The 15,749-nt window shown below is 73.8% G+C and carries 12 protein-coding genes; 10 read left to right on the top strand and 2 right to left on the bottom strand.

Going from position 1 to position 15,749, the window contains the following annotated elements; translation table 11 throughout:
• Positions 1–208: 208 nt before the first annotated feature.
• Positions 209–1,864, top strand: coding sequence for a hypothetical protein (locus tag ACH4KB_RS01975; protein WP_398062647.1), 1,656 nt, complete (start codon positions 209–211; stop codon positions 1,862–1,864).
• On the opposite strand, the gene ACH4KB_RS01970 is transcribed toward ACH4KB_RS01975, so the two are convergent.
• Positions 1,833–3,587 carry a protein kinase gene (locus ACH4KB_RS01970; RefSeq protein WP_398062645.1) on the bottom strand — a complete coding sequence of 585 codons (1,755 nt, stop codon included), beginning with the start codon at positions 3,585–3,587 and terminating at the stop codon, positions 1,833–1,835. The two genes, ACH4KB_RS01975 and ACH4KB_RS01970, sit on opposite strands and share 32 nt — an antisense overlap.
• 159 nt (positions 3,588–3,746) lie before the next feature.
• Positions 3,747–4,961 (bottom strand): Ku protein, encoded by a 1,215-nt coding sequence (locus ACH4KB_RS01965; protein WP_398062643.1) that lies wholly within the window; start codon positions 4,959–4,961, stop codon positions 3,747–3,749.
• A gap of 78 nt (positions 4,962–5,039) precedes the next feature.
• Here ACH4KB_RS01965 and ligD point away from each other — a divergent pair, with 78 nt between their 5' ends.
• The 9 genes from ligD (at position 5,040) to ACH4KB_RS01920 (ending at position 15,742) form a co-directional block, all read left to right on the top strand.
• Entirely contained in the window at positions 5,040–5,930 is an 891-nt protein-coding gene (gene ligD, locus ACH4KB_RS01960; RefSeq protein WP_398062641.1) for a non-homologous end-joining DNA ligase, read from the top strand.
• A gap of 223 nt (positions 5,931–6,153) precedes the next feature.
• A complete protein-coding gene (locus tag ACH4KB_RS01955) occupies positions 6,154–8,340 on the top strand; it encodes a HEAT repeat domain-containing protein (protein ID WP_398062639.1) in 2,187 nt (728 codons plus the stop codon).
• Complete coding sequence (locus ACH4KB_RS01950; protein ID WP_018959034.1) at positions 8,337–8,654, top strand: zinc-ribbon domain-containing protein; 318 nt, start codon at positions 8,337–8,339, stop codon at positions 8,652–8,654. The genes ACH4KB_RS01955 and ACH4KB_RS01950 overlap by 4 nt, the downstream gene beginning before the upstream one ends.
• Positions 8,655–8,863: 209 nt before the next feature.
• Positions 8,864–9,589, top strand: coding sequence for a hypothetical protein (locus ACH4KB_RS01945; RefSeq protein WP_398062637.1), 726 nt, complete (start codon positions 8,864–8,866; stop codon positions 9,587–9,589).
• Positions 9,586–10,968: an ATP-binding protein gene (locus ACH4KB_RS01940; protein ID WP_398062635.1), complete on the top strand. Its 1,383-nt coding sequence runs from the start codon at positions 9,586–9,588 to the stop codon at positions 10,966–10,968. The genes ACH4KB_RS01945 and ACH4KB_RS01940 overlap by 4 nt, the downstream gene beginning before the upstream one ends.
• A 92-nt stretch (positions 10,969–11,060) precedes the next feature.
• Positions 11,061–11,561 (top strand): SH3 domain-containing protein, encoded by a 501-nt coding sequence (locus tag ACH4KB_RS01935; RefSeq protein ID WP_398062633.1) that lies wholly within the window; start codon positions 11,061–11,063, stop codon positions 11,559–11,561.
• Positions 11,562–11,770: 209 nt separating this feature from the next.
• Positions 11,771–13,150 (top strand): FtsW/RodA/SpoVE family cell cycle protein, encoded by a 1,380-nt coding sequence (locus tag ACH4KB_RS01930; protein ID WP_398062631.1) that lies wholly within the window; start codon positions 11,771–11,773, stop codon positions 13,148–13,150.
• Positions 13,147–14,604, top strand: a complete 1,458-nt coding sequence (locus tag ACH4KB_RS01925; protein ID WP_398062629.1) for a peptidoglycan D,D-transpeptidase FtsI family protein — start codon at positions 13,147–13,149, stop codon at positions 14,602–14,604. The genes ACH4KB_RS01930 and ACH4KB_RS01925 overlap by 4 nt, the downstream gene beginning before the upstream one ends.
• Positions 14,605–14,638: 34 nt before the next feature.
• Complete coding sequence (locus ACH4KB_RS01920) at positions 14,639–15,742, top strand: amidase (protein WP_398062627.1); 1,104 nt, start codon at positions 14,639–14,641, stop codon at positions 15,740–15,742.
• The last annotated feature ends 7 nt before the right edge of the window (positions 15,743–15,749 follow it).

The following is a 15,749-nucleotide window of genomic DNA, read 5'->3' as shown; positions in this document are numbered from 1 at the left end:
ACGTTCTTCGCTCTCGTGTCGAACTAGTCATCAATTCAGGTGTGGTTTAACGATTTTTCGTAACCTCGGAAGCTCCTGGGGTCGATGATGTCCGGCACCGGGCTCGCGCCCCGACCGGTCGGCACGAGACCCTCCGGCCGCGTGTGGACCAGGGCGCCCCCGGGCAGATTCAGGGTGACTTTCGCGGCTCGACGGTGGGGGGACCGTTATGGAGTCCGATGACCAGTACGGGACGGTGGGACAGGGTGCGGGTGGATCCGGGTCCGGCGGGCCGGTGCCACCACCGCCGCCCTCCCACGCGCCGGCCGTCGGGCCGCCGCCGCCCGGAGCGCCCCTGCGGGCGGTCGGCGCCGCGCTGCTCAATCTGACCGGACTCGGGCTCGGTCACGCCCTGTTGGGGCGCTGGGCGCGGGCCGCCGGGTGCTGGGCGGCCACGGCGGTGCTGCTGTGGGCGGCGTTGCCGGCCGATCCGGACGGAGTGCCCGGGGGTGTCCTCGTCGGGTATCTGCTCGTGCTGGTGCTCGCCGCCGCCGACGGGGCGCGGATCGCCCGGCGTTCGGCGCTGGGCGGGGCGTGGCGGCCCGTTCTGGCGGTCGGGCTCGGCGTGGGGCTGCTCGCCGTGCCGACGGGCGGAGCCGTGGTGTACGGCTCCGCGCGGGACGAGGCGCGGGAGCAGATGCTGCTGGACCGGCTGGCGGCCGGGGACGAGCGGGTCGCGGCGGCTTCGCGGCAGCCGTTCGGCTCGGCGAGGGGCGAGTACGAGCGGGCGCTCGACGCCTATCGCGCGCTCGGCGAGGACCATCCCGGCTCCCGGGCCGCGAAGCTCGTCCCGGACCGGCTGAAGACGTACTACGACGCCGTCTCCGCGCCGTACGCGGAGAAGCGGCTCTGTGAGGCCGTCGCACCGCTGACCTATCTGCGGACGCTTCCGGACTCGGTGGACGAGAAGCTGCTGGGCGCGCTCGCCGCGTGGCCCGACGAACCGCTCGCCGAGTCGTTGTACGGGTGCGGTGTGTCGCGTCTGGGCGGGCCGGGCGGCGGCGGCACGGAGCTGGGAGAGCTGTTGCGCACGTTCCCCGATTCCGCCTCCGCGCGGCAGGTGGGGCCCGCGATCGGGAAGCGGATCAAGGAGCAGGTCGCGGCGTTGGAGGGGGCCGAGCCGTGTACGGCCACCGAGGTGCTGCGGGGCCTCGGCGCCACCGCGTCCGGCCTCCCCGCCGAGGGGGTGAAGGCGCTGCGCGGCGATGCCGACAAGGGTGTCGTCGACGGGGTCTACGCCTGTGGGGTCGACCAGTTCAAGGACGAGAAGTTCGACGACGCGCGCACGACGCTGACCGATTTCGCGCGGACGTACAAGAGCGACGGGCGGGTGCGGCAGGCACGGAACATCGCCATAGCCGCGGAGATCGCCGACGACCGGCCGGCGGCGGGCAAGCGGCTGCCGCCGTCGAAGCGGCCCGGCGGCTCACGGATGGAGCTGGTCATCAGCAACGACGCGCCGAACGCGGTCGAGGTGCTCTACACCGGTCCGGTCACCGGCACCGTCACGCTGAAGGCCTGCGCCGGCTGTGAGCGGTACAGCGCCTCCGAGGGATCGCGGCGGGCCTGCGGGGCGAGCGGCAGGAACTACCCGAAGGCCCGGCTCCGGCTTCCCGCCGGGGAGTACCACTTCCTCTACAAGCACGGCACGGGCGCGACCGCCAGTGTGGACAGCTACTCCTCCGGGACGAAGGTCCAGCCGGGCTACACCTACACCAGCTGCACGTACGTCATCGAGCGGAGCCCGTTCGACCTGGACCTGCCGCAGCTTCCGGATCCGATCCAGCCGGTGCTCAGCCCTTGGGGCGCGGGCTCTTCTCGATGACCCGGCCGTCCAGTTCGGCGGTGAGGTAGGCGCCGCCGTGCGCGTCGGAGACGTAGACGCGCAGCACCGGGCGGTCCTCGTGGAAGGGCGACGAGGGGTCCACGATCACGTAACGGCTCTCCGGCTCGTCGATGTTGAGCGTCTTCTCCGCCGTCTTCAGCAGGGCGGGCAGCGCGTCCCAGTCGACGGAGTTCAGGTCGATCGTCGTGGACCCGGACATCAGGGTGCCGCCCATGTCGTCGTTCTTCGCCCGACCGTCGCGATAGCTGAAGCGGTCGTACAGCGCGGCGTTGGACTTCAGCGGCGCGTCGGCGGAGGCGTGCTCGCCGTAGAGGGTGAAGTCGGTGACCTTCGTCCCGCCCATGAGGGGCTTCATCGCCTTGATAGCGGCCCGTGCGCCGTCCGGGGTCAGCAGGTCCACGGTCTCCGGCGCCTCCTCCCCGGTACCACCGGTGTCACCGGACCCCCCGTCGTCGTCGGCCACCGGGTCCGGCGCCGGAGCGGAGATCCGAGGGGCGCTCGCCCGGTCGCGGGGGCGGTCGTCGCTGTCGGAGCCCCGGGAGGAGAACGGGTCGGCCGTCCAGAGGATGGCGCCCGCGATCACCACGGCCGAGACGACGGACGACGCGGCGCTGATCCGCCAGACCCGGCGCTCGACGCGGCGGCCGCGCTCGTGCGGGGCGAAGGACCCGCCGGGCCGGGCGGACGCCGGAGGCTTGCGGTCGGGCACGGGTGACGGGGGCGGCACGGACCCGGACGCCTGCCCCGGCCTGGGCGGCGGCGTGGCGGCCGTCTGCGTGGGCGTGCCGTGCCCGGACCCGGGCCACGCGGACACCGGCCGCTCCCGTACTGGCTCCGTGGGCGTCGGGGCGGGGCTCCCGCCCGTGCGCGCGGCCTCGGCCAGCAGACGGTCGAGGGCCTCGGCGTCCGGGCGGGCCTGGATGTCCCTGGTGAGGAGTGCGTCGAGCACCGGGGCGAGGGAACCGGCCCGCGCCGGCGGCGGGATCTCCTCGTCGAGCACGGCGGCCAGGGTGGCCAGAGTGGTGGCCCGGCGCAGCGGGTGGCGGCCCTCGACGGCCACGTACAGCATCATGCCGAGGGACCAGAGGTCGGAGGACGGGTCGCCCTCGGTGCCCCGGATCCGCTCGGGGGCTATGTAGTCGGGCGAGCCGATGAGGGCGCCCGTCATGGTGAGGCTGGTCGACTCGCGGATGGCGGCGATGCCGAAGTCCGTGAGGACGGGGCGGCCGTCGGGGCGCAGCAGCACGTTGGCGGGCTTGACGTCGCGGTGCTGGATGCCGGTGGCGTGGGCGGCGCGGAGGGCGGAGAGGATGCCGCGTCCCAGCTCGGCGGCGTCGGCGGGTTCCATGGGCCCGTGGGCGAGCCGGTCGTGCAGGGAGGAGCCGGCCACCAGCTCCATCACGATCCACGGGTAGCCGTCCTCGCCGGGGTCGACGATGTGGTGGACGGTGACCACGTTCGGATGGTCGACCCGGGCCAGGGCACGGGCCTCGCGCAGCACCCGGGCGCGCAGGGTGCGGGCGCCCTCGGGGTCGTACTCCGCCAGCGCCGGGTCCGGGGGCCGTACCTCCTTGAGGGCGACATCGCGGTGGAGCGCCTCGTCGCGGGCCCGCCAGACCATGCCCATGCCACCGCTGCCGAGCCGCTCCATCAGCGTGAAGCGGCCGTCGATCACCCGTCCCGAGGGGGCCTCTGCGCTCATGGCCGTAGCGTACGGGGGGGCGTACGACAGCGGGGCGGTACGGGCTGCCGGGCGGCGAGACCGGCCACCGGCCGTGATCCGTTCGCGGGGCGGCGTCGGGCCGCGTCCCCTTCAGGCCGCGTCCCCGTCAGACCGCGTCCCGGTCAGGCCGCGTCCCCGTCAGGCCGAGGTGCGTTTGCGGGAGGACGCGGTCTTCTTCGCCGCCGTGCCGCCGCTCGACGACGTCCGCTTCTTCGCCGCGGTCTTCTTCGTCGCGGTCGTCTTCGCCGTGGACTTCTTCGCCGCGGTCGTTTTCGCCGTGGACTTCTTCGCCGCGGCCTTCTTCGCACCGGTCGTCTTCGCTGTGGACTTCTTCGCGCCGGTGGACTTGGGGGCGGACTTCTTCGCCGGGGAGCTTCCGGAGCGGGAGACCGTCTTGCCGGTCGGGGTGCGGTGGGTGGTCCTCTGCGCGGCTTCGGTGGTCTGCCCGGCTTCGGTGGTCTGCTCGGCTTCGGTGGTCTGCGCGGTCTTCCCGGACGCCTTCGACGACGTCTTCTTGATGGGGTGGACGTCGGCCATGTCGCCGCCGCTGCCGCCGTCGCCCGCACCCTCGTCGTTCTGGGATCTCCTGGCCGCCCGCACGCTGTTCTCCAGGGCCGCGATCAGGTCGATGACCTTGCCGCCGCCGGTGTCCTCGGGTTCGGCCGGGAGCACGCTCTCGCCGGAGGCCTTCGCGGCGACGAGCTCCTCCACCGCCTCCCGGTAGTCGTCGTGGAGGCTGTCCATGTCGACTTCACCGAGGGTGTCCATCAGGGCGTCCGCCAGGTCGAGTTCGGCGTCGCGGACCGTGACGTCGCCGTCCGGGGCCGCGTCCTCGGGGGGCCGGATCTCGTCGGGCCACAGGAGGCCGTGCATGGCGATCACGTCGTCCACGACGCGGAGCATGCCGAGCCGTTCGCGGCCCCGCAGGGCGTACTTGGCGACGGCGACCCTGTTGCTGTGCTTGAGGGCCTCGCGGAGCAGGGTGTACGGCTTGGCGGCCGGGACCCCGTTGGCGGAGAGGTAGTACGCCGCGTCCATCTGGAGGGGGTCGATCCGGTCGGCGGGCACGAAGGCGACGATCTCGATCGTCTTCGCCGTCGGCAGCGGGAGCTGGGCGAGATCCTCGTCGGTGATCGGGATCATCGTGCCGTCGGCGTCCTCGTACGCCTTGCCTATCTCGCCGCCGGAGACCTCCTCCTCATCCAGTTCGCAGACCTTGCGGTACCGGATCCGGCCACCGTCGGCGAGGTGGATCTGCCGGAAGCTGATCGAGTGGTTCTCGGTGGCGTTGATCAGTTTGATCGGGATGCTGACCAGCCCGAAGGAGATCGCGCCGTTCCAGATGGACCTCACCGTTCACCCCTTGCCGACCGTTGAGCACCCTGGAGGCGCCGGAGACGCTTTGGCAGGGTTTCGTGTGATTCTTATCGTATGACGCCGATCACCGAGGTGGAGGGGCGACGGGTCTCGCTCAGCAATCTCGACAAGGTCCTGTATCCGGCCACCGGGACGACCAAGGGCGAGGTGCTGCACTACTACGCGGCCACCGCGGGCGGCGTGATCCTGCCTCATCTGCGCGATCGCCCCGTGTCCTTCCTGCGCTACCCGGACGGGCCGGACGGCCAGGTCTTCTTCACCAAGAATCCGCCGCCCGGTACGCCCGCCTGGGTGGGGACCACCGCCGTTCCGCGGAGCGAGGACCCGGGTGCCCGGCAGGTGGTCGTGCGGGATCTGGCCTCCCTGATGTGGGCGGCCAACCTGGTGGTGGAGTTCCACACCCCGCAGTGGCGTGTGGACGCGCCGGAGATCGCCGACCGGATGGTCTTCGACCTGGACCCCGGCTCCCCCGCGACCGTCGTGGAGTGCTGCACGGTGGCGCTCTGGCTGCGGGAGCGCCTCGCGGCCGACGGGCTGACCGCGTACGGGAAGACGTCCGGGTCCAAGGGGATGCATCTGCTGGTCCCGCTGGAGCCGACCCCGTCCGGGGAGGTGTCCGCGTACGCGAAGCGGCTCGCCGTGGAGGCGGAGGCCGCCCTGCCGGGGCTGGCCCTGCACCGGATGAAGCGCGCCCTGCGGCCGGGCAAGGTCTTCGTCGACTTCAGCCAGAACGCGGCGGCCAAGACGACGGCCACGCCCTACACCCTGCGTGCCCGGCCCGAACCCACCGTGTCGGCGCCGGTGACCTGGGACGAGATCGCGGAGTGCCGGGAGGAGGGCGCCCTGGTGTTCCGGGCCGGTGACATGGCCGCCCGGCTGGACCTGCACGGCGATCTGCTCGCGCCCTTGAACGACCCCGAACAAGCGCGTCCCCTGCCCGCATGACAGGCCCCCGGTGCACAGGAATCCACAGCCGAATCGTCTTGACCGGGTCATGACCTCGTTACGGCGCGAGGAAAGGCCACAAGTGGCGGGTGGATTGTCGGACCCGTGGTGCACACTCTGCGCAGGCGCTTTCTCCAGGGCGCGCCGGGAGGGGTGTGGCGGACAGGGCGCGCCACGGGGCGCGCCGGTCCGGGCGCTGTCGTGATCGTGGGGAGGGGATGGCGTGTTCTCGGGGATCGACGAGGTCGACTGGGCCTCGATGGAGCATGCCTACGGGCCTGCCGACGATGTGCCGGAGCTGCTGCGGGGGCTCGCGTCCGAGGATCCGGCGGAGCGCGAGGCGGCGCTCGACGGTATGTACGGCGCGGTGCACCACCAGGGCGATGTGTACGCGTGCACGCTCGCCTGCATCCCGTTCCTGTTCGAGCTGGCCGTGGAACCGAAGGTGCAGGACCGCGGCGGCGTGGTCGAACTGCTCACCAGCATCGGCGGCTTCGACCTCGACGAGGACGACGAGGCGGAGATCGACGAGGACGAGATCGAGGGCGCCGCGAACTACGCGATGGCGGCGGCGGCGGTCACCGCGGGCGCCGGGGTGTTCTTCGAGCTGGTCGCCGACGAGGACCCCGGGGTGCGGCTCGCGGCCCCGCTGGCGCTCGCCACGCTGCACCGGCACCCCGTGCGGGTGCTCGCGCTGCTGCGGGAGCGGCTGCCGGTGGAGCCCGACGAGGAGGTACGGCTCGCTCTCGTGGAGGCGGCCGGGCGGGTCGCGCTGCGGCACCGGCCGCTGGCGGGGCGGGTCGCGGAGTGGCTGGGCCGGCTGGCGTCGCGGGCGCACTCCCCGGGGCTGCGGCTCGCGGCCCTGGCCCAGCTGGCGCGCTGTTCGCCGGACAGGCTGCCCGGCGATGTGGTGCCGGTGGTCTCGGGGCTGCTGCGCGAGATGCGTTCCCCGCCGGAGGTGGACGCGGCGGAGGGGGACGGGACGGATTCCGACCAGGACCCGGGCGCCGAGCCGGTGGACCCGGACGCCGAGCCGGTGGACGCGGAGCCGGTGGCCGCCGCGGAGGCCTCTCGGGGCGAGCAGGTCGCGACGCCGACGCTCGTGGGGCAGTTGAGGTCGCTGTCCGCGCAGGAGAGCGCCGAATGCGGCGCCCCCTGGGCCGCGGATCTGCTGCGCACCCTGCACGTCGGCCTCGACGACCGGGTGGGTGACCGCACGGCGCTGCTCGCCGACCAGTTGCGCAGCCCCGACCGCCGGCAGCGCATCGACGCCGTGCGGATGAGCGGCGGGCTGATACGGGCCTGGCGCGGCCCCTACGAGGAGCTGGTGGCGCTCGTCGGCGATCAGCTGTCCGACCCCGAGCCCCGGCTGGCGGAGGCCGCGTCCCATGTGCTGGAGGAGCTGTTCGGCCTCGCCGCGCCCGCCGCGGACGCCCTGGCCGCCCGGCTGGCCGACCGTCCCGGGGACTGGGTGAAGTGCTGGGCCAGCGGTCCGCCCGGCCTCGGCTCCACCGTGAAGGCCCTGGCGCGCCTCGGCGACGCCCGGGCGGTGCCCGCGCTCGCGGCGGCGTTGGAGCTGCCGCAGGTGGCGCACGATGTGGGGTTCGCCGTGGGTCATCTGGGGGCGGCGGCCCAGCCGCTCGCCGGGGCGCTGCGGACCAGACTCGGGGAGGTGGAGCTGGACGAGGGGGCCTACGACCGGGCGAGCCCGCTGCTGGCCGGGCTGACCGGGCTGCGGGCGGGCGAGGCGACGCCCGAGGTGCTGCGGGTGCTGCGGGGGGCGCCGCAGTACCGGGGCGAGTGGCTGCGTACGGCGGCGCTGCGGGCGCTGGGTTCGTTCGGGCCGGCGGCGCGGGAGGCCGTCCCGGAGCTGCGGGCGCTGATCAGCCGACCGGGGACGGCCGCCGCGACGGAGGCGGCCGAGGCGTTGTGGGCGATCTCCGGCGACGCCGAGGCGGTGCTGCCTGCCCTGATCGAGGGCCTCCAGTCGCACCAGGTGCACGAGCGGCGGGCGGCGGCGGTGGCGCTGGGGTCCCTCGGGCCGCGCGCCGCGGTGGTCGCGCCCCGGCTGCGCGGGCTGCTGGCGCACGAGGAGCTGTGGCTGCGGGTCGACGCGGCGATCGCCCTGTGGGAGGTGTCGGGCCGGTCGCAGGAGACCGTCGAGGCGCTGCTCGCCGGCTGGGAGCGGAGCCGCCATGTGCGGGTCCGGGTGGCAGAATGCGTGGCACGGATGGGACCGGTCCCGGAGGGGTCGGCCGCGGCACACGTCCTGCGGAGCGAACTCGCCTCCGTACGCCGTCACAACGCGATGGACGGCGGGTACGGCAGTCATGACATCCACGAGGACGAGAAGCTCCTGGCGCTGTGCCGACAGGCACTCCGGGGGACGGGGAAAGGAACCACGGCATGATCATTTTCGGCACCAAGGGCTACCTCCACCAGCTGGCCATCCTGACGATGGTGTGCGGCTGGTGCGGCAATCCGGCGGCGCACACGCTGCGCAAGCGGGTCACGAAGTTCACGCTGTTCTTCGTGCCGCTGTTCCCGTTCTCGACGAAGTACGCCACGCAGTGCACGTTCTGCGGCGGGGAGCGGCAGATACCCAAGGAGGAGGCGGACCAGCTGCTCGCCCAGGCCGCGGCCGGGCAGGACGGCAACGCCCACGGCCAGGCCCCGCAGCAGCCCGGTTTCACGCCTCCCGGGCAGAACCCGTACCAGCGCTGAGCCGCACCGGAGAACTGGACCCGTACGGGCACTGATCCCGTACGCGCACTGAATCCGCGGCCCTCCTGACCGCTCCGGCCCCGTGGCCCCATGGCCGCGGGGCCGCGTACGACGCACAGGGGCACGAAGTCGGCATTGCGCACGGTCGTCCGATTAGGGTGTGAGACCGCTGTGTCGTCCGCCGTCCGTCGTCGTAGAGGAGGCGAGCCTTGCGCCCGCACCGCGCCCCGGCGGCGACCCGTACCGCCGCGTTCGCCCTCGCCGCGCTGGCCCTGCTGTCCGGCTGTGGCGCGGCCGGCGGACTGAAGAGCGCGGGGGACGCGCCGTCGGCCGTGGAGCCCAGGAGCCTCTGGCCGGACCTGCCGCCCGCCTCCGCCGCCCCGTACGACTACGGCGAGGGCGAGACCGCGCGCATCCCGGGGATCCGGGTGACCGGCGGCGATGTGCGGCGGCTGGACCCGGTGGCCGTGGCACAGGCCGGGCTGAAGGCGAAGACCGACCGGAGCAGCGGTCTGGACGAGCTGCCGGACGGGACGGTCCGGCACATCGAGGAGTGCCGGACCGCCCCGGACGACTGCCCGGTCCTCCCGCCGTACTACCGGGACCTGACCGGCGACGGCAGGGACGAACTGGTGCTCGGCATCCGGATGCCCGACCGGCAGCTCGCCGTGCGCGTCTACATGCCGGACGAGGGGCGGCTGACCCGGATCATGTCCACCTACGACGCCGTCATCAGCGTGGAGCTGGCGGGCCGGGACCTGATCATGCGGGCCCCCTCGGTGATCCCGGGGTACGAGTACCGCACCGCGTGGTCCTGGGACGACCGGCAGCGCGCGATGCTGCCCACCCGGGACGAGATCCTGCGTACGCCCGAGCACCGGAAGGCCCCGAGGCCCACCCCGGAATCCTCCCCGCCCTCCACGGGTACGCGATGAGACGGCGCGGGTTCCGCTCGCCCTCCTGGACCGCGAGCCTCACCTGGAAGTCCGCGGTCTTCCTGACCGTCATGTGCTGCACCCTGGCGGCCCTCCTCGGCTTCCTGGTGCACACGGCGGTCACCCGGCAGACGGTCGAGCAGGCCCGGGAGAAGACGCTGAGCCGGCTGGAGGTGGTCACCGACGCGTACGAGGCCGGGGAGCCGCTGCCCCCGAGGTCCGGCATCGACCCGCCGGGCCTGCCCGCCTCGCTGCGGGCCCTGGCCGCGGACGGCGAGCGGGGCACCGTCGTCGCGGACGGACCGCGCCGGCCGGGCGAACCGGACGGGCGGCGCCGCCCCGCCATGTGGGCGGCGGGTCCGGCGGACGGGCGGGCGCTCGCCACCTGGACGGACTACAGCCACAGCGCCCGCACCATCGGCGGCCTCGACCGGGCGATCATCGGCTCCTCGCTGCTGGCCATCGCCGCGACCCTGCTCGTCGGCCTGTTCGCCGTCGGCCGGGTGACCCGCAGACTCCACCAGAGCGCCCGGGTGGCCCGCCGGATCAGCGCGGGCGATCTCGACGCCCGGGTGCACGATCCCCGGACCGCGCGCCCGGTCCGCGCCCAGGACGAGGTGGCGATCGTGGCGGGCGCGCTCGACACCATGGCCTCGACCCTCCAGCGCAAGCTCCAGACCGAGCAGCGGTTCACCGCCGACGTGGCGCACGAGCTGCGCACCCCCCTGACCGGTCTGTCGGCCGCCGCCGAACTGCTGCCGCCGGGCCGCCCGGCGGAACTGGTGCGCGACCGGGTGCGGGCGATGCGGGCGCTGACGGAGGACCTGCTGGAGATCTCCCGGCTCGACGCCCGTACCGAGGAGGTCGACCTCGCCGTGCACGAACTCGCACCGCTGGCGGAGCGGGTCGTCCGGGCGTCGGGCACCGACACCGAGGTGCGGGTGACGGGCGCGGCCCGGGTGGAGACGGACCGGCGGCGCCTGGAGCGGGTGATCGGCAATCTGGTGGCCAACGCCCACCGGCACGGGCGGCCTCCGGTGGTGCTGAGCGTGGACGGCGCGGTGGTCTCCGTCCGCGACCACGGCCCGGGGTTCCCGGCGTATCTGCTGGAGGACGGGCCGCAGCGGTTCCGCACGGACGGCGGCGCGGGCAAGGGGCACGGTCTCGGGCTGACCATCGCCCTCGGCCAGGCCCGGGTCATCGGCGCCCGGCTGGACTTCGGAAATCCGCCGGACGGCGGGGCGCTCGTCCGGTTGACCCTGCCGGAGTACGTGCGCCTCGGCGACGGTGACGCCGATGGAAATCCCGGTGACGGCGGGGGCCGGGGCGCCACGGACGACCCGGACGGCTCAACGCGCAAGAGGCCTCACGCAACGTGACGCGTTGCGGACCGTGTGTGGCGAATCTAGCGTGGCGAGCACGAGCCCAGCTCGTGTCCCCCACGGCCCCTTCCTCATCGCATGGAGGCAGCATGTCCCCCCTGTCCCGCCCCTCGCGGCTCCGCCGGCTCGGCCTCTGCGTCGCCACCGGCACGCTCGCGGCGCTCACCGCCGCCGCTCCCGCCGCACTGGCGGCCGACCCCCAGCCCGTCGGACAGCGCGCGGAGGCCGCCGCTCCGGACCCGACGTCCGACGAGCTCTCCGCCTCGGCGCTCCAGCGCGAGCACGAGGCGCGGCAGCAGCAGGCCCGCGAGGAGGCGCGGCAGCAGGGGCAGGCGAAGCCCCCGGCGCCGAAGCGGACCTACAAGGGACGCGTCATCGCCAAGCCGTACCTGCTGCTCCGTGACAAGCCGACCCGCAGCAGCCGCGTCGTCGGCTCGGTCGAGTACGGCGAGATCGTCAACATCTTCTGCAAGACCAAGGGCGACAACGTCGACAGCAACAACCGCTGGTACCTGCTGACCGACGGCACCTGGGCCTGGGGTTCGGCCCGCTACATCGAGAACATCGGCGCCGCGCCGAAGTGGTGCTGACCTCGCGTCACCCGCACATCCGCCCGCCCGTGGAGCCCGGCCGTGGAGCCGTCGGCTCCACGGGCGGGCGCATGTCCGTCGGGCGCCGGCCCGGGCGGAGGCACGGCGGACACCGGGCCGGGCAGAGGTGCCGAGGACACCGGCGCGGCAGGGTGGCGAAAGGTGTGACATAAGGGAAATACCGCGTACCTCTTGCTACGTTGCGGGGCATGACCGCAACGACGGCGGACGCTCCCCCGCCCGAGCTACGCCTGCCCAAGCGGCGCGGGATGGAGCTCACCCTCCTCGTCGGGGGCGTCCTGATCTCCGTCCTCGGCTATGCGGCGGTCGGCCTCGCCCACGACGGCACCGTGCCTCCCGACGTCGCCGGGTACGGCGCCGGGCTCGGCACGCTCGCGCTGCTCGCCCATGTCGCGGTCCGCTTCCGGGCCCCGTACGCCGATCCGCTGCTGCTGCCGATCGCCGTCCTGCTCAACGGGCTCGGTCTGGTGCTGATCTACCGGCTCGACCTGGAGACCCCGAGGGACCAGGCCGCGCCCACCCAGCTCGTCTGGTCCACGCTCGGCGTCGCCCTGTTCGCGGCCGTGGTGGTGCTGCTGCGCGACCACCGCGTGCTCCAGCGGTACGCGTATCTCTCGGTGGCCACGGCGCTCGTCCTCCTGACCGTGCCGATCTTCTTCCCGGCGGTGAACGGGGCGAAGATCTGGATCCGGATCGGCGGACTCTCCTTCCAGCCCGGCGAGTTCGCCAAGATCCTGCTCGCGGTGTTCTTCGCCGCCTATCTGGCCGCCAACCGCAACGCCCTCGCGTACACCGGCCGCACGTATAGGAAGCTGCAACTGCCCTCCGGACGGGTGCTCGGGCCGATCGTGGCGATCTGGCTGCTGAGCGTCGGGGTGCTGGTGCTGGAGCGCGATCTGGGCACCTCGCTGCTGTTCTTCGGGCTCTTCGTCATCATGCTGTACGTGGCGACCGGCCGGACCGGCTGGATCGCGGTCGGGCTGCTCCTGGCCGGCGTCGGCGCCTTCGTCGTCGGCTCCTTCGAACCGCACGTCCACAGCCGGGTCCAGGACTGGCTGGACCCGTTCGCCTCGATCGACGCGGGGCGGGGGCCCGGCCAGCTCGCCCAGTCGCTCTTCGCCTTCGCGGCGGGCGGGATGCTCGGGACCGGGCTCGGCGCGGGCCACTCCATCCTGATCGGCTTCGCCGCCAAGTCCGACTTCATCCTGGCGACCGCGGGCGAGGAGCTGGGCCTGAGCGGGCTGACCGCGATCTTCCTGCTCTACGCGCTGCTCGTGGCGCGCGGTTACCGGGCCGGGCTCGCCCTGCGCGACCCGTTCGGGCGGCTGCTCGCCATCGGCCTGGCGTCGATCCTGGCGCTCCAGGTGTTCGTGATCGCGGGCGGGGTGATGGGGCTGATCCCGCTGACCGGGATGGCGATGCCGTTCCTCGCGCAGGGCGGCTCGTCGGTCGTCACCAACTGGATCATCGTGGCGCTGCTGATCCGGGTCAGCGACGTCGCGCGCAGACCCCACCCCGAACAGGCCGAGACCGGGCCCATCGCCCCGGCCGCGGAGGAGGACCGGTGATCCGCTACATCCGGCGGGCCGCCGCCTTCTGTCTGCTGCTGCTGGTGGCGCTGCTCGTCAACGCGGCCCGGATCCAGGTCTTCGAGGCCGACGAGCTGGACGGCAACCCGGCCAACCGCCGTAACACCATCGCCCGTTACGACCAGCCGCGCGGCAACATCCTGGTCGGCGACCGGCCCGTGACCGGCAGCAAGGAGACCGGCGAACAGCTCAGCTTCGAGCGCACCTATCTGCACGGCCCGCTGTACGCCCCGGTGACCGGATACGCCTCGCAGACGTACGGCACGACGCTCATCGAGAACGCCGAGGACTCCGTCCTGTCCGGTACGGACTCCCTGCTGGCGCCGCTGCCCTTCTGGAACGAGTTCACCCGGGGCCGGCAGCCGGGCGGCGACGTCGTCACCACGATCAGGGCGTCGATGCAGCAGGCCGCGTACGACGGGCTGGGCGGGCGGCGGGGGGCGGTCGCGGCGCTGGATCCGTCCACGGGCGCGATCCTGGCGCTGGTCTCGACCCCGTCGTACGACCCCGAGCGGCTGTCGGGGACCGGTTCCGCGGTGACCGACGCGTGGGCCCGGCTGAACGCGGCCAAGAGTCTGCCGATGCTCAACCGGGCCATCCGGCAGACCTATCCGCCGGGCTCCACCTTCAAGATCGTGACGGCGGCGGCGGCCCTGGACGCCCGGGTGGTGAAGGACGCCGACGCGCCCACGGACACCCCGTCGCCGTACGTCCTGCCCGGCACGAGCACGACCCTGCCGAACGAGGCGAGGGGCTGCTACCAGGCGTCCCTGGCGGACGCGATCCGGGTCTCCTGCAACACCGTGATGGCCCATCTCGGGGTGGAGGTCGGGCTGGAGGGGATGGCGGAGGCGGCGGAGAGGTTCGGCTTCAACGACACCGGGCTGCGCATCCCGTCCGGGGTGGCGAGGAGCAACTTCGACACGGACATGAGCGACGACCAGCTCGCGCTCTCCTCGATCGGGCAGTTCAACACGACGGCGACCCCGCTCCAGATGGCGATGGTCGCCTCGGCGGTGGCCAACGGCGGGGATCTGCGCCGCCCCCGTCTGGTGGACCGGGTGACCACGAACGACGGGGACACCGTTCGGCAGGAGGGGTCCGACCCGTACGAGCGGCCGATGAGCCCGTCGACGGCCGTGCAGCTCCAGCGGATGATGGTCGACGTGGTGGAGAACGGCACCGGGGCGAACGCGGCGATCGACGGGGTGAAGGTCGGCGGCAAGACCGGTACCGCCCAGCACGGCGTCGACAACTCCGGGCTGCCGTACGCCTGGTTCATCTCCTGGGCCCAGGCCCCCGACTCCGGCCGCCCCGCCGTCGCGGTGGCGGTGGTCGTGGAGGACGCCGCCGCCGACCGGGACGACATCAGCGGCGGCGGCAGCGCGGCCCCGATCGCCCGGGCCGTGATGGAGGCGGCGTTGGAGGAGTAGCCGGGGCACGGGGGCGCACCGGCAGACTGGGCCCATGACACGGACGAACTCCGCGGTGGCGCGGGCCCTGGAGCGGATCGGCCGACTGGACCCGGCGCTGCACGCGTTCATCGAGATCTGGCCGGAGGAGGCGCTCGCCCGGGAGCGGGAGGCCGTGGCGCACCGGCTCCCCCTGGGCGGGCTGCCGTTCGCGGTGAAGGGCCCTTCCGGGATCCGGTCCTTCGCCGCCCGTCGGCTGATCGCGGCGGGCGGCTCCCCTGTCGGCTCGACCTCGGTGCCCGGGCCCGGCACCCACTGGCAGACCTGGGGCCGGGGCGCGCACGGCCGGACGGTCAACCCGTGGCGGGCGGACCGTACTCCGGGCGGCTCGTCGGCCGGGTCGGCGGTCGCGGTGGCGACGGGGATGGCGGAGCTGGCGACGGGCAGCGACGGGGCCGGGTCGGTCCGCATCCCGGCCGCCTGGTGCGGGGTGTTCGGGCTGAAGACGACGAACGGGCTGCTCCCCTCCCCCGACCGGTCGGGGCTGGCCTCGGCCGGGGTGCTGGCCCGTTCGGCCGCCGCGGCGGAGCCGTATCTGCGCCAGGTGCTGGACGGGTACGAACCGGTCGCGGCTCCCGCCCTGCCGCTGCCCGCCGTGTACAGCGAGGACCTCGGATACGCGGAGGTGGACCCGGAGGTGGCGGCCGTCGTCCGGGCGGCGGTGGACCGGCTCGTCGCGGCGGGGACCGTACGCCTGCTGAGGCGCGAGGCCGTGCTGCTCGACCCGGTGGGGGCCTGGACGGCGATACGGGGCGGCTCGCCCGACGACCCCGTCGCGGTGCGGGTGCGGCGGACGAACGACGAGCGGCTGGCGGGCGTTCTCGCCGGCGGGGCCCTGCTGCTGACCCCGGTCACCCCGAACCGGCCGCACGGCCACGAAGGCCCGGGGAACCTCTACTCCACGGCGCTGACCTGGGCGTTCAACCTGAGCGGGCATCCTGCGGCGAGCCTGCCCGCCGGGTTCACCGGGGACGGTTGCCCGGTGGGGCTCCAACTGGCGGCGGCGCGGGGCGCGGACGTCCGGCTGCTCGCCGCGGCCCGCGCGGTGGAGGACGCCCTGCCCGTCGCCCCGATGCCTCCCGCCGGGGGGCGGCGCTGACGGGGGG

Source organism: Streptomyces sp. NPDC017520 (assembly GCF_044329855.1).
Taxonomy (GTDB): Bacteria; Actinomycetota; Actinomycetes; order Streptomycetales; family Streptomycetaceae; genus Streptomyces.
This window is presented reverse-complemented; position numbering and strand designations above follow the sequence as displayed.